The organism is Hallerella sp. (assembly GCF_022776125.1).
In the GTDB taxonomy this organism is placed as follows: Bacteria; Fibrobacterota; Fibrobacteria; order Fibrobacterales; family Fibrobacteraceae; genus Hallerella; species Hallerella succinigenes.
The window spans coordinates 18,738-37,162 of the sequence record NZ_JALFIA010000019.1; the positions used below are offsets into that span (position 1 = coordinate 18,738).

The 18,425-nt window shown below is 51.5% G+C and carries 16 protein-coding genes and 1 tRNA gene; 14 read left to right on the top strand and 3 right to left on the bottom strand.

The annotated features are described in order from the left end of the window. The first annotated feature begins 22 nt into the window (after positions 1 to 22). Positions 23 to 1,210: a saccharopine dehydrogenase family protein gene (locus MR847_RS02770; protein WP_100424654.1), complete on the top strand. Its 1,188-nt coding sequence runs from the start codon at positions 23 to 25 to the stop codon at positions 1,208 to 1,210. Positions 1,211 to 1,400: 190 nt separating this feature from the next. Continuing rightward, positions 1,401 to 3,059, top strand: coding sequence for a bifunctional diguanylate cyclase/phosphodiesterase (locus tag MR847_RS02775; RefSeq protein WP_287722885.1), 1,659 nt, complete (start codon positions 1,401 to 1,403; stop codon positions 3,057 to 3,059). Positions 3,060 to 3,097: 38 nt separating this feature from the next. Here the strand turns inward: MR847_RS02775 and MR847_RS02780 are convergent. Then, positions 3,098 to 3,186 (bottom strand) — tRNA-Ser (locus tag MR847_RS02780). Positions 3,187 to 3,272: 86 nt separating this feature from the next. On the opposite strand from MR847_RS02780, the gene MR847_RS02785 reads away from it, so the two are divergent. Continuing rightward, positions 3,273 to 5,189 carry a DEAD/DEAH box helicase gene (locus tag MR847_RS02785; protein WP_287722886.1) on the top strand — a complete coding sequence of 639 codons (1,917 nt, stop codon included), beginning with the start codon at positions 3,273 to 3,275 and terminating at the stop codon, positions 5,187 to 5,189. Positions 5,190 to 5,260: 71 nt separating this feature from the next. Here MR847_RS02785 and aroC read toward each other — a convergent pair whose 3' ends face one another. Next, positions 5,261 to 6,343: a chorismate synthase gene (gene aroC / locus MR847_RS02790; RefSeq protein ID WP_106519009.1), complete on the bottom strand. Its 1,083-nt coding sequence runs from the start codon at positions 6,341 to 6,343 to the stop codon at positions 5,261 to 5,263. Positions 6,344 to 6,477: 134 nt separating this feature from the next. On the opposite strand from aroC, the gene MR847_RS02795 reads away from it, so the two are divergent. After that, entirely contained in the window at positions 6,478 to 7,047 is a 570-nt protein-coding gene (locus MR847_RS02795) for a hypothetical protein (protein WP_100424658.1), read from the top strand. Between the two features lie 29 nt (positions 7,048 to 7,076). Here the strand turns inward: MR847_RS02795 and MR847_RS02800 are convergent, their stop codons facing one another. Next, a complete protein-coding gene (locus MR847_RS02800; RefSeq protein ID WP_277002354.1) occupies positions 7,077 to 7,616 on the bottom strand; it encodes a c-type cytochrome in 540 nt (179 codons plus the stop codon). Between the two features lie 32 nt (positions 7,617 to 7,648). On the opposite strand from MR847_RS02800, the gene MR847_RS02805 reads away from it, so the two are divergent. The 10 genes from MR847_RS02805 to pyrF all read left to right on the top strand — a co-directional run bounded on the left by MR847_RS02805 (position 7,649) and on the right by pyrF (position 18,420). Further along, complete coding sequence (locus MR847_RS02805; RefSeq protein ID WP_287722887.1) at positions 7,649 to 8,659, top strand: SGNH/GDSL hydrolase family protein; 1,011 nt, start codon at positions 7,649 to 7,651, stop codon at positions 8,657 to 8,659. Positions 8,660 to 8,702: 43 nt separating this feature from the next. After that, positions 8,703 to 10,001, top strand: a complete 1,299-nt coding sequence (locus MR847_RS02810; RefSeq protein WP_287722888.1) for a GGDEF domain-containing protein — start codon at positions 8,703 to 8,705, stop codon at positions 9,999 to 10,001. A 2-nt stretch (positions 10,002 to 10,003) separates the two neighbouring features. Continuing rightward, positions 10,004 to 10,432 (top strand): hypothetical protein, encoded by a 429-nt coding sequence (locus MR847_RS02815; RefSeq protein ID WP_100424662.1) that lies wholly within the window; start codon positions 10,004 to 10,006, stop codon positions 10,430 to 10,432. Positions 10,433 to 10,496: 64 nt separating this feature from the next. Further along, a complete protein-coding gene (locus MR847_RS02820; RefSeq protein ID WP_100424663.1) occupies positions 10,497 to 11,120 on the top strand; it encodes a hypothetical protein in 624 nt (207 codons plus the stop codon). 65 nt (positions 11,121 to 11,185) lie between these two features. Further along, complete coding sequence (locus MR847_RS02825; RefSeq protein ID WP_100424664.1) at positions 11,186 to 12,028, top strand: TIGR02147 family protein; 843 nt, start codon at positions 11,186 to 11,188, stop codon at positions 12,026 to 12,028. Further along, positions 12,025 to 13,287 (top strand): hypothetical protein, encoded by a 1,263-nt coding sequence (locus MR847_RS02830; RefSeq protein WP_287722889.1) that lies wholly within the window; start codon positions 12,025 to 12,027, stop codon positions 13,285 to 13,287. Before MR847_RS02825 ends, MR847_RS02830 begins: the two co-directional genes overlap by 4 nt. Positions 13,288 to 13,332: 45 nt before the next feature. After that, complete coding sequence (locus MR847_RS02835) at positions 13,333 to 14,220, top strand: polyprenyl synthetase family protein (RefSeq protein ID WP_287722890.1); 888 nt, start codon at positions 13,333 to 13,335, stop codon at positions 14,218 to 14,220. Continuing rightward, complete coding sequence (gene dxs / locus MR847_RS02840; RefSeq protein ID WP_287722891.1) at positions 14,220 to 16,088, top strand: 1-deoxy-D-xylulose-5-phosphate synthase; 1,869 nt, start codon at positions 14,220 to 14,222, stop codon at positions 16,086 to 16,088. Before MR847_RS02835 ends, dxs begins: the two co-directional genes overlap by 1 nt. Next, positions 16,085 to 17,548, top strand: a complete 1,464-nt coding sequence (locus MR847_RS02845; RefSeq protein WP_287722892.1) for a TrmH family RNA methyltransferase — start codon at positions 16,085 to 16,087, stop codon at positions 17,546 to 17,548. Before dxs ends, MR847_RS02845 begins: the two co-directional genes overlap by 4 nt. Beyond that, the gene (gene pyrF, locus MR847_RS02850) at positions 17,548 to 18,420 is read left to right on the top strand and encodes an orotidine-5'-phosphate decarboxylase (RefSeq protein ID WP_100424669.1); all 873 of its coding nucleotides are present in this window, start codon (positions 17,548 to 17,550) and stop codon (positions 18,418 to 18,420) included. Before MR847_RS02845 ends, pyrF begins: the two co-directional genes overlap by 1 nt. Positions 18,421 to 18,425 lie beyond the last annotated feature (5 nt).

Here is an 18,425-nt window from a genome sequence, read left to right on the forward strand (position 1 = left end):
ACTTTTTCCAATGGAGTGAAAAATGTCCAAGGTTTTGATTATCGGCGCCGGTGGCGTTTCCAATGTAGTGGTCCGCAAGTGCGCCCAGAACTCGGAAGTCTATTCTGAAATTCTCCTCGCCAGCCGTACCAAGTCGAAATGCGACGCCATCGCACAGGATATCAAGAACATTCCGGTCCATACCGCTTCCGTTGACGCAGACAAGCCAGCCGAAGTCGCCGCTTTGATTCGCGATTTCAAACCGGAACTCGTTATCAACGTGGCCCTTCCATACCAGGATCTCGCCATTATGGATGCTTGCCTCGCCGAAGGCGTGAACTACCTCGATGCAGCGAACTACGAACCGAAGGACAAGGCTCACTTCGAATACTCTTGGCAGTGGGCATACCACGACCGCTTCAAGAAGGCTGGCATTATGGCTCTCCTCGGATCGGGTTTTGATCCGGGCGTCACGAACGTCTATACCGCCTACGCCAAGAAACACTACTTTGACACAATCGACACCCTCGACATCGTCGACTGCAACGCGGGCAACCACGGCCAGGCCTTTGCAACGAACTTCAACCCGGAAATCAACATCCGCGAAGTCACGCAGAAGGGTAAATTCTACAAGGACGGCGAATACTTCGAAATTCCGCCGATGTCCGAACACAAAAGCGTTGACTATCCGCAGGTCGGTCCGCGCGAAAGCTATCTCCTTTGGCACGAAGAAATCGAATCTCTCGTCAAGAACATTCCAATCAAGCAGGCTCGTTTCTGGATGACCTTCGGTCAGGAATACTTGACTCACCTCCGCGTTCTCGAAGACGTCGGCATGACCCGCATTGACCCAGTGGACTTCAAGGGTCAAAAGATCATTCCGCTCGAATTCCTCAAAGCTCTTCTTCCGGAACCAGGACAGCTCGGGCAGAATTACACCGGCAAGACCTGCATCGGTTGCCAGCTCACCGGAACCAAAGACGGCAAGCCGCAGACTTACTTCGTTTACAACGTCTGCGATCACGCCGAATGCTTCAAGGAAGTCAAGGCTCAGGCTGTGAGCTACACCACGGGCGTGCCAGTGATGCTCGGCGGCGCCATGATGCTCACCGGCAAGTGGAAGGGCGAAGGCGTCTTCAACATGGAACAGTTCGACCCGGATCCGTTTATGGCGGAAATCGGAAAGTGGGGCCTTCCGTGGAACGAAGTCTTTGGACAGAAGCTCGTCTAATCCACCCAATATTCAAACAGAAAACGATCGCGAAATGCGCTCGCTTTCTGTTTTCTGCGCAAAAAAACTTTTATTCCAACTTGGAAGATTCCATTTGTTTTCACAATCTTTCCCAAGACTTCTTTTTCAAACCTTTCCCTTTTTAAAAATTTGCATCATATATTATCTATGAGGAAAGTCTAGGATTGGTATGGTCCATATTTTTGAAGACAATGAAAAGCACTTGTTCGAAGCGTTATCCAACAGCTCCGACTCGGCATATTTTTTTGCAAGCGACATGAAGGCAAATATTGCCGTATGGTCAAAATCTGCGCAAAAATATTTGGGGCTTGAAAAAGAGTGCATCGAAAACATTCGTGAATTTTGGGAAAACCGCATTCACCCTGATGATAAGGAACTATTCCACGGCTATTTCGATTCTGTTTTGTCCAGTCATGGGAATCATCACGATATTGAATACCGGATTCTCACTGCGACAGGCAAATACGAATGGTTACATTGCAGCAGCTACATCTACTACGATGAAAAGGGGCATCCGGATCACGCCGCAGGCTTTATACGCCCTCTCGGTTACCGAAACAAGATCGACCCCGTGTCGAATTTGAGAACCGTCCACGAGTTCCGCGATAATTTACAGAATCGTTTGCAGAAAAACGACCGTGGCGCGATCCTGATGTTCGACTTGATCAACTTTAAAAAGATCATCGACGATTACAGCTATTCTTTTGGCGACCGTTTTCTTTACACGATGGGAACGCTTCTCAAGCAAGCCCTCTCCAAGGAAGATTCCATTTTCCGAATGCAGGGTTCAAACTTTGCCGTCATCATCAAGTCGTGCAAAAAGTCCGACATCCAAGCGGCGTTTGAAGCGATCCGTCAAGTTTTGAGCCATGTCACAGTAGACAACATCGAAATCAATCAGGATTTTGTCTGCTCAGCGACCATCTTCCCTTCCAACGGTGTCGATGTGGACCGCTTACAGCAAAACCTTTTCTACGGCGTCGAATACGCCAAGGAGAACAACAGCCGAGAACTCGTCTATTACACGGACGACCTTTACCTGCAAAACATTCGCCAGGCACAGTTGCGCGAAGCAATCAAAAAGAGCATCCGCAACCACTTTGAAGGTTTTGAACTTTTCTACCAGCCCATCGTCCACTCGGAAGAAAAAATCTGCGAGTCCGCCGAAGCGCTTCTCCGTTTCCACACGCCGGAACTCGGCATGGTCAGTCCCATGGATTTTATTCCTATCTTGGAAACCTCAAAAGACATCATCTCCGTGGGAGCGTGGGTCATTGAAAAGGCGATGGAAACCGTTAAAGAATGGCAAACGATCAATCCGGATTTCAAACAAATTCACGTCAATGTTTCCACGATTCAATTCCACGTCCCCGGATTCAAGAAATTCGTTTTCGACACGCTCAAAAAATACAGTCTGCCCGGTTCCGCGCTTGTCCTTGAACTCACGGAATCCTGCCGTGTGAAATCGACGGCGGAATTCGCTGAGCTTTTTGAAGAATTCAAGCGCCACGGCGTGATGACTGCCTTAGATGATTTCGGAACAGGCTACGCTTCGCTGATCGTTCTTTGCGATATTCCCGTGGACATCCTAAAACTGGACCTTCAGCTGACACAGAACTTTGTGAAGCATCCACAGCACCGCGCCATTTTAAAACTCGTCGCAGACCTTTGCAAGAACGGAAAAATTCGTTTATGCGCAGAAGGCGTCGAAACCGAAGAATCGCTTTCCTTGATGAAGAACGCCGGGGCGGATCTCATCCAAGGCTATTTCTTTTCGAAGCCTCTCCCCGAAGCGGAATTCCGAAAGAAATACATCGAAATGACTTAAAACACAAAGCGCCACCCGAATGGGTGGCGTTTTGTGCGAGGAGAGAGAGGGATTCGAACCCTCGGACCCCTAGAAGGAGTCTACGGTTTTCGAGACCGTCTCGATCGACCAACTCCGACATCTCTCCGTTGGTGTCACCAAATTTATAAAAAAATTTCAAAAAACCGAGGGGCTTTCAAAAAAAGGTTCGAATTTCTATATTGCATCCCTAATATGCAAGATGAAAACAATTCTGAACTGACTATCGCTGAAAATGGTGTAACCGAAACATCCGATTTCGCAGAAAAAGCGTTAAAATTCAGCGATTTGGGACTTTCTCCTGAAGTTCTCGAAGGAGTCAAAAATGCCGGCTACGAAACTCCCTCGCCCATCCAGGAAAAGGCTATCCCCATTTTTCTTTCGGGGAAAAATCTCCTCGGCACAGCTCAAACGGGTACAGGTAAGACTGCAGCCTTTACGCTGCCGCTTCTCTCCCACCTGCAATTCAAGAAGGGCGAAACCTCCATGCTCGTCCTTTCCCCGACCCGCGAACTGGCAGTCCAGGTTGCCGAAGCGGTTCAGCATTTTGCAGTCGCCCTGCCGAATGTCCATGTTGTTCCGGTTTACGGCGGACAAGATATCGGCATTCAATTTCGCGCCTTGAAGCGTACCCCGCAGATCGTGGTGGCAACGCCGGGTCGATTGATCGACCATCTGAAGCGTGGAACGATCAGCCTTGAAAATGTCCAGGCGGTCGTCTTGGACGAAGCCGATGAAATGCTCGACATGGGCTTCATGGACGAAGTCGAAGAGATTCTTTCCAAAATTCCGCAAAGTGCACAGCGCGGTCTCTTCAGCGCCACGATGCCGTCGAACGTTCGAAAGATCATCGACCGTTACCTCGGCGAATACGAAGAAGCCTGCATCGAAGCGAAAACCGCTACGGTCGATAAGGTCCGTCAGCGTTACCTGACCGTTCGCTCCGAACAGAAGATGGAAGCCCTCACCCGCGTTCTCGAAGGGGAAACCTATGACGGCGTGATTATCTTCGTGCGCACAAAACAGCTCGCCTCCGACGTTTCCGAACGTTTGGAAGCCCGGGGCTTTAACGCAGCTCCTTTAAGCGGCGACCTCGCCCAGACTCTCCGTGAACGCACCGTGAACCGCTTGAAGGAAGGCAAGATCGACATTCTCGTCGCCACGGACGTCGCAGCCCGCGGACTCGATGTGGACCGCATATCTCACGTCATCAACTACGACGTGCCTTACGACACCGAATCTTACGTGCACCGCATTGGCCGTACTGCCCGTGCAGGCCGCGAAGGGAACGCCATTCTCTTCATCACTCCGCGCGAACGTCGCATGCTGAAGATGATCGAAAAGGCAACCCGCAAAAAGATCGACCCGATGGAAATTCCGACGGGCGAACAGATCAGCGAACGCCGCGTTTCCATGTTCAAGCAAAAGGTTCTCGACACCCTCGCCGAAGGCGCTCTCGAAGAATTCCGCAACCTGGTGGAAGCCCTTGTCGAAGAAAAGGGGATTCCGGCTCTTGAAATCGCAGCCGCTGTAACAAAGCTCGCCCAGGCTGGTCAGCCGCTCTTCCCCACGGATCTTCCGGACATCAAATCGGTTCCACTCCGCGAAGAACGTCGCAAAGCAAGCGAAGACAAGTTCGGCAACGGTCCTAAGGACCACGCTCCACGCGTCGAAAAGGACAACGGTGTCGAAGAAGGTTACGAACGTTACTACTTGGGCGTCGGACGTCGTGATCACGTTTCCCCGCGTGACATCGTCGGCGCCATCGCCGGCGAATCCGGAATTTCTTCGGGTGAAATCGGACGCATTAAACTCTTCGACCGTTTCAGTACCGTGGAACTGCCGGAAGGTCTCGCCCCGGAACTCAGGATGATCCTCGAAGAAATGACCATCCGCGGCAATCCTTCGAAGTTCCGTCTCATGACCGACGACAAGCCTTTGCCGACCGAACGCGAATCCTTTGGAGACAGAAAGCGCAACCGCGATTTCGTGAGCCGCAGAGACCGCAACCGCGGTGACCGCCGCAAGGGCAAAAAGGACTTCCGCGAACGTCCATTCCGCGAACGCGACGACAAGCCTTTCCGTAAGACGCGTCGTTTTGGTCGACACTAAAAAATTCAAATAGAAAAGCGGTCTGCATTTTAGACCGCTTTTTTATACCTTCAAGACTGAAAAGCGTTTCTTTAGAACAGCTTTCGTGCGCGCTGTTCGAGGAACAGATTCACAAGCGCGATAGCCGCCATGCTTTCCACAATCACCGGAGCGCGCAAAGCGACGCAAGGATCGTGACGTCCACGGGCAGCAAGCGTCCCGTTTTGATGATCGCGGCCAGCCGTCTCCTGTTCCTGGGCAATCGTCGCGGTCGGCTTAAAAGCAATACGGCAATGGATTGTTTCGCCGTTCGTGATACCGCCGAGAATACCACCCGCGTGATTCGTCAGGGTGCGGTACTTGCCGTCTTCAAAACGGATAACGTCGTTGTTTTCCGAGCCGTGCAATTCTGCGGCATGGAAACCTTCACCAATTTCAAAGCCCTTCACGGCAGAAATGCTAAGAAGCGCCCCGCCGAGAACCGCCTGAGCCTTATCAAACACAGGTTCCCCGACTGCAACCGGAGGTTTGCGAATATCCAAAGCCAAAACCGCTCCTATCGAATCCTTCGCAAACTTTGCTTCTGCCACTGCCTTCGCCATTTTTTCGCTCGCTTCCGGATCTGGGCAGCGGACCGGGGACGCCTCCACGGCTTCGAGGGTCACCTTCGACGCATCCACGTTCGAGGTCACGGTTCCCACCGATTCGACCCAACTCAAAATTTCCGTTCCACAGGCGAGTTTCAAAATTTTACTTGCCACAGCACCGGCAGCTACACGGGCAAGCGTTTCACGCGCTGAAGCACGACCGCCGCCACGGTAATCGCGGAATCCGTACTTCAAATCGTAAGTCAGGTCCGCATGTCCCGGTCTGTACCAGTTCATCATCTCGGTATAATCCTTGGAATGCTGATTTTCATTCCAAACAGCGAGGCAAATCGGTGTTCCTGTCGTCTTTCCTTCGAAAACACCTGAAAGAATGTGCACTTTGTCCGTTTCTTTTCGCGGCGTCACCAGGGTATTTTGCCCTGGACGGCGACGATCCATCGCCTGCTGGATGTCTTCTTCCGAAAGGGGAAGTCCTGCAGGGCAACCGTCAATGACGGCGCCAACCGCTTCACCATGGGATTCGCCCCAGGTGGAAACCGAAAATAATTTACCGTAAATGCTAGACATATATGGCGAAATATAACAATATAAGGCCCTTCAACGTTTTTTTCTCTATTTTCATCCCTTTTTGTTCTTTACCCTTTCAAATTTTTCCATTTGTTTACTATGTTTTACTCAGTGTGGTTACTTATAGAGACACGATGAAAAAAGTAATTCTCATTGTTTGCGCCTTGTTGGCTATCCAAGTTTGGGCACAGTCTTCGACTGGCTTTGCTGGCATTAACTTTGGACTCAACAGAGAAAGCGTTATCGAAGAAATCATGAAGCTGGGATACGACCCGCTGGGTTCCGCTGATGGAGCAGACCGCGTTGTAATCCCTGTGTACATGATGGACGAACTGCCGGTGCAGGTCGATTTCCTCTTCAACAAGAACGATCACTTCTACGCCTTTGAAGTTCGCACTGGCCGTATGGAAGTCGACCGTCTCCCCAAAGTTTTCGAAGCTCTCGAATACATGTCCGACCGGTTTGTCGATCGTTACGGCAAAAAGGTTCGTACGACGGAACTTCAGGAAGCCGACATCAAGCCCAGCGTTCATAACCTGTACAAGCAGTGGACAAACCACAAGAGCTTGAATATTTACACGGCGATTATCTATAAAGACGGTCGCTATTATACGGTCGGTTCGGTCACCAACCGCAAGCTCGCCAAGGAACAGTCCAAAAGCAAGTCGAAGAAACACGATTTCTCGGACATGATGCCGAACTAAAATTTTCACAGTTTTGAATTCAAGGCGAATCACTGAAGATTCGCCTTTTTTCGTCTTTCTTCCAGAATGGAATCTTCCTTCATCGCCGCGGCAGCTTCTTCCGCAGTCCACGGATGCCGTGGCAAAGTCTGCGAAAAAGCCGCGATATCAACCATTTCATCCAAAGGGATTTCGTCGTAATACGGTAACATGCCTCGAACGGAATCTCCAAAATTCATCATGTACCAGAACGTCGGAGCCTCGTCATGGGCCGTCGTTCCAATGTACCGCGGATGCCACATATCGCCCGAAAGGTTCATACGCCTTCCGTCATCACCGTGACACGGGCGGCAATTCCGCATAAAAAGCTTTTCACCCCGGACAAGATCTGCCCCTCTAATCATTCCGTTCGAATCGAGCAGATTGTAAACCAGGTGCGCCATTCGTTTATCTACAATCGTCAGCGTATCCGCCGCCGATCCCGGTTCCGGAACCTCGGGCGCGCCACCCAGACACAAGTCCACGCCTAGCGCGACTCCATAAAGGATCGGGGCCGTATAAAGGAACTTCTTCCAGGTTTTTCTTTTCATATTCCCAAAATAGATTTTATATTGCTTTCCGCATGATGGATTTTCAAAACATAATATGGGAAGGGCGCTGGGCTCTCGATTCCGAAAAGGCAAGGACCTGTGCCCCCGCCGCCAATTTTTCTTTTTCTTTTGAAGGCCAATCTCTCGATCTCGAAATGGAGGGAGAAGCCCGTTTCAAAGTCGAAATTGACGGAAACGAACTTCCGGAGCTTTTGACGCGCGAACGCAAGCTCTACCACGTCGCCGAAGGTCTCTCTTCAGGCGTTCATACAGCTCGCATTTGGAAGAAGACCGAATCGGAATTCGGAAGTGTTGTGCTTTACAGCACATCCCCGGCGCCGACCGTTTCCCAATCCCAAAACACGAGCGCCCTCTCCCAAAGCGGCATTTCGCAAATCGAATTCATCGGAGATTCTTACACGGTAGGCTTTGGAAATGCAGCTCGCGATCCGATTACGGGAACCCCTTTTACGACGACGGACGCTTCCCAGAGCTACGGCGTTTTGACCGCCCAAAAACTCGGAGCGTCCTTTGCAATCAATGCTTACAGCGGACGCGGCCTTGTACAAAACTACATGCGCATGGCGCCGAACTGGACGATTCCCAAACTGTACGCATACACACTCGGTGGCGAAGCGCCCTTGGGAAGTTCTCCCCTATGGAACTTTAAACAGTTCGATCCACAGGTCGTTTGTCTGTTCGTCGGCATCAACGATTGGCAGGGAGAAGGCCCGCATCCCGAGGCAAAAGCCTTTGATAGCGCCTATGCGGATTTTTTGGACAAGCTTCGCGAGCACTATACGCGACCGCAGTTCGTGCTGATTTCGACCGAAGTCTACCCGGTGAACTATTTGCCGGAAAGGGTGGAAACCGTTCTTACCCAAGAACTTAGCCGTGGAAACCGGGACGTTTCACACCTATTTTTAGAGACTCCGCACAATGCCGGGCTCGATTTTCATCCAAACTTACAGCGTCATCAGCAAATGGCAGAATCTTTGTATCTAAAAATTAAGGATATTTCGATTCAGAAAAAATCTATTTAATGTATTTTAAATATAACTTATGAAAGTTATTTGGCTAAAATTAATGTCCATTTTCCGCTTGAACTTGATGATTGCATTCTTGCTTTCCGTCACAGTGATTGCACTTTTTTGGAATAAATATGGGATGGACGACATTTACACCATCCAGCCAGCCACCTATCCATACATTGTAGGCCAGACAGACTCGGTAGACGGCGGAGCTTCCGTTTTGGAACTCACCCGCACGGACTCTTCCATCGTCATGGATTACGAACTGCGAGAAGGTTATCCCTACCCTTACGTCAACATGCAGATTTATCTGGGTGACGGCAAGAGCCACGGCAAGGACCTTTCCCATTACGACAGCATTTACATTTGGGTGAAACCGCGTGGCGAAGGCTCAGTGCGTCTTTACCTGCGCGCCTGGGACGATTCCATTTCGAAACCCGGAGACCAGTCGACTCTGAAATTCAATGAGCTCGAATTCTTCCCGCTCGAAGAAACCTACCCCGCTGTTTTCGTTCCGATTGAATTCCGCGTTGCCGGTTGGTGGGTTTCTCAGCACAACGTGAACGCTCACCACGCCCGCGTCGATCTTTCGAATATCCCATTAATTGAAATCCAGACGGGAACCGCCGCGCCTCTCGGTTACGGCACTCTCGAAATCATGGGCATCACATTTAAGGGGAAACTCATTTCTGCCGAAAAGTTGATGTTCGTTCTTATCGCTCTCTGGTTCTTCTCCTTCCTCTTCTACCTGATTCTTCGCTTGCGTGATTACAGCATTCAGCGCAACACGGAACGAAAACGTCGCGAAGAACTGGAACACAACCTGGTCGTCCTTGAAGTCGAAAAGTCCGACTACGAAAAAGCTTCGAAGGAAGACGCCCTTACAGGTTGCTTGAACCGCGCCGGTTTCACGAGCGTTCTGACTCGGGAACAGGAACGTTTGAACAACGGCGGAGGCGCCCTCTCGTTCATCATGCTCGACATTGACTTCTTCAAGAAGATCAACGACACTTGGGGCCACAGCGTTGGCGATGAAGTTCTCGTGAACCTTTCTAAGCTCATCCGTAGCCGCATCCGTACAACCGATGCCCTTGTGCGTTGGGGTGGTGAAGAATTCGTGATTCTCTGCAGCGACACGCCACTGCAGAACGCCCAGTTCCTCGCCGAAAAGCTCCGTGTGAACGTGGAAAATACTCAGCTGATTTCCCAGCAGCAGATCACGTGCTCGTTCGGCGTTGCCGAAATGCTCCCGCATGAAGATCCGAAGATCGTTTTCGAACATTTGGACAAGGCTCTCTACAGTTCGAAGCGCGGAGGTAGAAACAGCGTAACGGCCGCAATCAAAAAGATTTGACTATGAAAAAATTTCTACTTCTCTTGACATTGGCATTCCTTTTCGGCTGCGCCAAGAAGATTCCCGAATTCATTCCGCTGTCCGTGAACTGGTACGGCTTTGAAGGCGATGTCCAGGCGGTCAATCCGTCTTACAAGCCAGCCGAAATCGATTCGACTTTGGAAGAAGCCTGCCTGATTTCGATGACCCGTACCCTAATGGAAGACAAGGTTATCCAGGAAAAGTCCAAGAACGGAAAGGAATTCAACGTTCAATATCTAGGCGTCGCTGCAAAAGAAGGTTCCGCTCTTGAATTCCGCGGGCAGTGCGCCAATCCCGAAGACAACACGGATTTCGAAAAGGCGATTCTTTTCTTTGTGCCGGAAAAGAACTGCAATTTGACAGCCCGTTGCGAAAAGGGCGGCAAGATTCAAAATCTCAAAATCTTCTAGTAAAAAAACAATTCTGCATTCTCCCGTGCGTTCTGCTCGGGATTTTTTTGTTTAGATTGAAACTATGCAGTTGAGGTCTATTTTCCACTTTAATTCGGAGCGTATTCTCCTGTTGCTCGGAGACGCGCTTCTGATTGCTCTTGCCGTAGCGCTTTCGTACGCGGTGGCGTTTATTGGCGAATCATCCCTGCTGCTTTCCATCGAAGGTTTTTACAGCGTTCTCTTGTACTGGCTTGGGACGCTTCTCGTCTTTGCTTACGGAGGCCTTTACGCCAAGCCGACGACGGATTTTTCCCGGAAAAAATTCAAATGGCTCGCCATGATGAACACGTATGTCGTCGGAGCCGTTTTTTTGACGGAATACGTCCTCGATCCTGAAATTTGGCTCTTCGCCCTCGTCTTTATGCTCGCCTCTTTCATTGTGCGCACGATCACATCCACCTGTTGCGTTCTCCAAGGGAACAAGACGGATTTGACAATGATCGCCGTAATCCCGTTCGTCATCGGGGCAATCGTCACTTTGACCCTGACCCCAAAAATTTTGCCATTTGCACCGCTTCCGGACTCCGCTTTGACGATTTCCGGGCTTGCCACCTTCCTTTACTTCCTCTACAGCACAGCTCTGCTCTCCTTGGGACGCTTTATTCTTGCGAAGTTATCTGCCCTAAAAGAAACGGTTCCGTTGTAAATCTTTACAACGTTCATCCAAGTCCAAAGCCTTGAATCGTCCGTTTTTCCAATTATTTTGAGAGCATGAACCCAATTTTTGATTACACAGATTACCGAGCCTGGTTACGCGACGCCTTCGAAAATTACAAGAAGGAGCGATGCGCCGTATCCTGGCGGTATATGGCTTCAAAAATCGGGGGCGATCCGGGTAACCTTTTACGCGTTGCCCAGGGAAAAATCCAACTTTCCATCAAATATATTCAGCCGACCGCCGAATTCTTCGGATTGAACGAAAAGGAATCCGCCTACTGGACCGAACTCGTTCTTTTCGGAAGAGCGAAAAGCGACAAGGAAGCTCTCGACCATTACGAAAAAATGCTCTCCATCAAAGGCGTTTCCATTAAGCGCCTCGATGCGAAAGAACTCGAATTTTACAGACATTGGTATTCGAATGCAATCCGTTCGCTTCTCGGCATAGACGCTTTCCGCGACACCGAGGAAAGTTACAAGCGCCTCGCAGAATCCTGCACCCCAGCGATTTCTGTACGCGAAGCGAAGGATGCCGTTAAACTGTTAAAAGACCTGAAGATGATCAAGCTCGATGCTGAAGGATTCTGGTATGTCACCGAAACCTTCGTAAGCACCGGTGGGAACTGGCGTTCCGAAGCGGTCCGTCGTTTTCAGGAAGATACCATCGCACTCGCAGGCCAGTCTCTTTCGAGACACAAGCCTCCCCTGCGTGATATCAGCACGGCAACGATGACGTTCAACCGCAATATGATTGGACTTGTCCGCGAACGCATTCAAGAATTTCGCAGAGAACTTTTACGTCTGTCCAACGAAGGGACGGACGACGATGCAGTGTACCAGCTGAACGTTCAGCTGTTCCCCATTGCATTGCTCGATAAAAAGGGTGGTGAAGGATGAGAGCGAGTAAGTGGTTTTTTACAGCAGCGATTCCGCTGCTCGGGCTTTGGGGCTGCGACAGTTCGCAAGCCAAAGGTCCCGGTAGCGAAACGACAAACGGTATCGTTGCCACGGTGATTTCCGATGGCATGGTTGCCTCCTATGCAGGCGTTACCCTGCACAAAGCGGACTTCATTTCGAACGATACCACGGGAACGGTCGTTGTTCCGAATTATGAAACGGATAGCCTCGGCGGCTTTACCCTCGAAGATTTGGATACGGGCAAATACCGTCTATCCATTGCGTTAGGCGGAAAACTCCATTCCGAAGAGATTTCCTATAGCGGGAATACGTTGGACCTGGGAGAAATTACCCTCGAAGCTCCGGGAACCGTTTCGGGAACCTTTGCCGATGGAAACGGTGAAGTTCTTGCCTCTTGGATCGGCGTCTACGGTCTTGATATTCTCGTGCGCACCGATTCCGAGGGCAACTTTACACTGTCGGGACTTCCTGCCGGCGAACTCAAGATTTTTGCCCTTTCCGAAGACCGGAAATCCGTTGTCGCCGATACGAACCTGACCGTGAAAACGTCCAAGACATGCTCCTGGATTCACACGGACCTTGCGGACAGAAGCTCTTCCAGTGCCGAAGATCCCGGAAGCTCTTCCAGCCCAGAAGAATCCAAGCCTTCTAGCTCCGCTGAATCGTCCAGTTCAAGCGAACTTTCCAGTTCCTCTTCGAAGGAATTCGTTTCGATGGTTTTCGAAGATTTCGAAGACTCCGTCTCCTTCGCGGCTAAAAATTGGTACTTCTCGGCGGACACCGCGGCCCAGATCAATTACCCGACCCTATTGAGCAATTACTGGGATGCCGTCGTCGACAATTCCGACCGAAATGGTCATGTTTTCAGCGGATACTTTTCGACAGAGCCCGGCGGCTACGTGATCTTTGGAACCCGGATTTCCACGGAAGGCATCGATATGAGCGACTTGGATTCCGTAACCTTTTACGCCAAAGGTTCGGGAAACCTCCGTTTTGCCTTGGAGCGATGGGAAAGCACTTCCTCCGACAATCTCAAAGCCTGGACCAAAGACCTGCCTTTAACGAGTTCTTGGACGCGTTTTAGCGTGTCTCCGACCGACTTCCAGCTCCCAGAAGACGATACCCTTTCCACAGGTTGGGAAAGCGTCAAAAAGACCGTTACGCGTGTCCATTTCTTCGCGACAAGCGGCCAAGAAATTTCCCTTGACGATATCACCGTTTACGGGCTCACATTTTGATTACACTCCCTTTTCCCGAAGCCAATAATTAATATCTTTGGGAGTATGCAAAATCTTCAAAAAGAAGCGGATCTCGCCCGCGATTATCTCGAGAAAATCGCTACGCTCGCCGAAAAGAAATTCGACGAGCATCTCCCCCCTGAAACCGATATTCCTTGCAACTTGCACAAGGCAATGCGCTATTCCGTATTCGCCGGTGGCAAGCGTCTGCGTCCAGGCCTTGCCTGCGCCGCATTCGAACTTTTCGGCGGCAAGGGAGATAGCATTTGGTATGCAACCAGCGCTCTTGAATTTTTGCACACCTTCTCGCTGATTCACGACGATCTGCCGTGTATCGACAACGACGATTTGCGCCGAGGCAAGCCGACCGCCCACAAGCAGTTCGGTGAAGCGACTGCCGTCATGAGCGGCGATGCCCTTTGCGTCCTCGCCTTTGAACTGATCGCCAAGACCGGCAACCCGCAAGCCATGGTCAGCCTAGCCCACAAGCTCGGCACCTATGGCATGATCGGAGGAGAAATGACGGACATCGACAGCGAAGGAAAAGACGTTTCTCTCGAAGTCGTGGACTACATCCACTATCACAAGACCGCAGCTCTGATTGAAGCGTCCCTTGTGATTGGCGCTCAGCTCGCTGGGGCATCCGAATCCGACATTCAAAAGGTTGAAGCCTATGGCCGTTCGATCGGTCTCGCCTTCCAGATCGTTGACGATATCCTCGACATCGTTTCCACTACGGAAGAACTCGGCAAGGACGCCGGTTCCGACATCGCAAGCGGAAAGGCAACCTATCCGGCTCTTGTGGGCCTCGACAATTCCCGCAAGAAGGCTCAGGAACTTTACGAAGAATCCTTGAAGCAGCTCGAAGGTCTCCATGGAGATACTTCCGTTCTCAAGGCTATTGCCGCATTCATTATCACACGAGTTAAGTAATGCAACTGAAGGACGTTAAATCGCCAAAAGACATCAAAGGCTGCTCGATTACCGAGCTGAATGATCTGGCGACGCAAATTCGCGAAAAGATCATCACTCAGGTCGCTACCCACGGTGGACATTTGGCATCGAGTCTCGGTGTCGTCGAATTGACGCTCGCCTTGCACTACGTATTCAACGCCCCAGAAGACATTCTGGTTTGGGATGTCGGCCATCAGGCTTACGTGCACAAGTTGCTCACGGGCCGTTTTGATCGCTTTGAAACTCTCCGTCAGCAGGGCGGAATTTCGGGCTTCCCGAAACGTTCCGAAAGCCCTTATGACGCATTTGGCGTTGGACACGCATCTACATCGATTTCTGCCGCACTTGGCTTTGCCGTCGCCCGCGATAAACAGCACCAGCATAACAGCGTGGTCGCCGTGATAGGCGATGGCTCCATGACCGGCGGTATGGCTTTCGAAGCCCTGAACAACGCAGGACTTTCCAAGCAGAACATGACAATCATCTTGAACGACAACAAGATGAGTATCGCTCCGAACGTCGGCGGTTTCCCGAAGTACTTGAATCGCATCATTTCCGATCCGATGTACAACAAGGTCCGTTCCGATATCGACCGCGTCATGGCAAAGATTCCGGGCATCATCGGTCGTCATTTCCGCACTCTTATCCAAAGCGTGGAAAAGGCTGTGAAGAATGCGATCCGCCCGGGCCAGTTCTTTGAAGACTTGGGCATTCGCTACTTCGGACCGATTGACGGTCACGATTTGGGCGAACTCATTTCGATTCTCGAACGCGTAAAATCCATTCCGGGTCCATGCCTCATTCAGGTGATGACGGAAAAGGGCCGCGGCATGTCGTTCGCCGAAACGAATCCGAGCCAATGGCACGCTTCCGTTCCGTTTGATCCGAAGAGCGGCAAGCCTCTTTCTCCAAAGAGCCCGACCCCTTCTCTGACAAGCATCTTCGGCAAGACAATTCTTGAACTTGCAAAGAAGAACGAAAAGATCGTGGGTATTACAGGCGCCATGCCGAGTGGCTGCGGTCTCGATATTATGCAAAAGGAACTTCCTGATCGCGTGATCGACGTAGGCATTGCCGAAGAACACGCGGTGACCTTCGCTGCCGGCCTTGCCTGCGGCGGACTCGTCCCGGTTGTCGCCATCTATTCTTCTTTCCTCCAACGCGCCTACGACCAGATCATCCACGACGTCGCTCTGCAGAACTTGCATGTCGTCTTTGTCCTTGACCGCGCTGGCCTCGTCGGTGCCGACGGTCCTACTCACCACGGCTCCCTCGACCTTACCTATTTGCGTTCGATCCCGGGCCTTACCATTATGGCTCCGTCGGACGAAAATGAACTTCGCAATATGGTGACCGCTGCAATCGATATGCAGGGTCCGGTTGCGATCCGCTTCCCCCGCGGTTCGGCGCTTGCGTCTGAACTCAAGGCAGAAGTAGAACCCGTCGAATACGGGAAATTCCAAATCAAGCAACAAGGTAAAGACATTCTGCTTTTGGGCGTTGGCTTTATGCTGCATGAGCTTGAAAAGACGGCGAAGATTCTTGCCGAAAACGGTTTCAACCCCACGCTCGTGGACGCAAAATTTGTGAAACCGCTCGACAAGGAAGGCTACCGCAACCTGTTCCAATCGCACCACACAATTGTCACGTTGGAAAACAACTCCATCGTCGGCGGATTCGGTTCTGAAATCGCAGAACTTCTCGCCGATATGGATTTCCACGACAAGAAACTGATTCGCTTCGGTTTACCGGATGCATTTGTGGAACACGGTAAAATTCCGGACTTGTATCGTATGCTTGGCATTGACGGCACGTCCATTGCAAACAAACTACTGAAAGACCTATGACAGAAGAAAACAACAAATTCCCCAAGCGCGTAGTCAAACAGACCTTCGAAGGCAAGTTCGGCATGAGCGATAATCCAGCCGACCACGGTTTTGGCCGCCGTCCGGAAACTCCGGATCCAGATGCACAGGAAACCCGCAGTGAACGCCGCGAATACGGTCGTTTCCAGGATCGCAAATCTTTTGGCGACCGAGAACGCAGACCGTTTAGCGACCGCGGACGTACCCGAAAGCCGTTCAACGGTGAACGCAGCGAACGACGCTCTTTCGATGACCGCGACGACCGCAGATCCTTCAGCCGCGACGGCGAACGCCGTTCCTACGGGGATCGTGGCGAACGTCGTTCCTTCGGCGACCGCGACGACCGCAGATCCTTCAGCCGCGACGGCGAACGCCGTTCCTACGGGGATCGTGGTGAACGTCGTTCCTTCGGCGACCGCAACAGCCGCAGATCCTTCAGCCGCGACGGCGAACGCCGTCCGTTCGACGATAAAGCCAACCGTCCAATTTTCCGTCAGAAGCCGGAACGCAAGCTCTATGACGACGATGAAGTCGTCCGCGACGAAGAAGCCGTTCTTTCTTTTGCCGATGCTCCGGACATCACTCCGGAATCCGCAGGCACAAACCCGGCATGGTTCCGCCGCCTTCTCGCCCTCACCACAGAAAAAGGTCGTGAACGCGAAGGAAAGTTCCTCGCTGAAGGTGTCCGCGTCGTGGAAGAAATTCTCACGAACCACATCGACGTCATCATCGGAGTTTATGTCGCCGGCACAAAGAATCTCGACGAAAACGGAGCTCCGGTTTTGAACTCCCTCGGTGAAGAGACCTTCACCCCGCTCGAAAATCTCCAGTCGACTGTCGACAAGGCTCGCGAACTCAAGGTGGACATTCACGTCATCAGCGAAGATCAGATCAAGCGTCTTTCTTCGACCACGACGACGCAGGGAATTCTCGCCGTTTGCCGTTCCGCAAGTACAAAGCCGAATTATGAAAAGAGCCGCAGCATCGTCACTCTCGTCGATGCCGTGCAGGATCCAGGCAACCTCGGTGCAATTTTCCGCACGAGCCTCGGTTTCAATTCCTCGGGCGTAATCGTCGGTAAGGGTTCCGTGAACCCGTTCAACCCGAAGGTCGTCCGCGGCTCCTCGGGCACGTTCCTCCGCGTTCCATTTGAAAAGGACCGCGACTTGATCGACGCTATCAACGAACTGCACAAGTTCGGCTACACGATCATCGCTACGGATTTACACGGTCGTCAGAGCCTCTCTGAAATCGAACCGCGCAAGCTCCGCAAGGTCGCATTCCTCGTCGGCAACGAAGGCGCAGGTACGGACCAGCATTTGATCGACATTTCCGATGAAACCGTGAAGATCCCGATGTCCAGCGATCTCGAATCCCTGAACGTCTCCGTCGCACACGGCATTCTCTCTTACGAAATGGCAAAGATTCAGAAGGACCTCTAATGAAATTCTCCGATTGTCTTGAAGCTCGAATCCAGGAATGCGGCAACCCGATTTGCCTCGGTATGGATCCTAAGCTTTCCTTGATGCCTGTGGAACGCAAGCATGGTGAAGTCCAGTCCGAAGAAGAAAAAATCAAATTCTTCTACATGGACATTTTGGAAGAATGCTCCAAGCGTAACGTGAAACCGGCCGTGGTAAAGCCGAACAGTGCCTATTACGAACGTATCAGCATTCAGGGCATGCAGATTCTGCACGATCTGATCGCCGCTTACAAGGGCGAAGGCATTCCTGTAGTGCTGGACGCCAAACGCGGCGACATTGGAAAAACCAGCGCCGCTTATGCAGACGCCGCCTTCAACGTTTACGGTGCAGACGCCGTGACTGTTAGCCCTTGGATGGGTAAGGATTCCGTCGGTCCCTTCCTTGAACACCCGGCAAACGGCGGCGTTTACGCCCTTCTCCGCACAAGCAACAAGGGTGCAGCGGACTTTCAGGATCTTCCTGTCGAAGGCAGCACTGCATTCTTCTCGGTGGCAAAAAAGCTGATCGAATGGGACAATGGAAATCTCGGAGCCGTCGTCGGCGCAACGCACCCGGAAGAACTGGAACGCATCACGGCATTCTTTGCCGCAGCAAACCATGAAATTCCGTTCCTTATTCCGGGCGTTTCCATTCCGGGCGTCCCGGGTGGACAGGGCGGCGATGCCAAGACCGTTTTGCAAGCTATCGCAAACGGTGGCGGCAAGCGCAAGTTCCATGTTCTCAACAGTTCGAGCGGCTTGAATTTCGCCTGGCAACGCACAGGCAAAGAAGCCGAATACGCTTCTGCTTGCGTCGATGCTATCGAATCTTTGGCCGAAGCGATCCGTTAACGCTC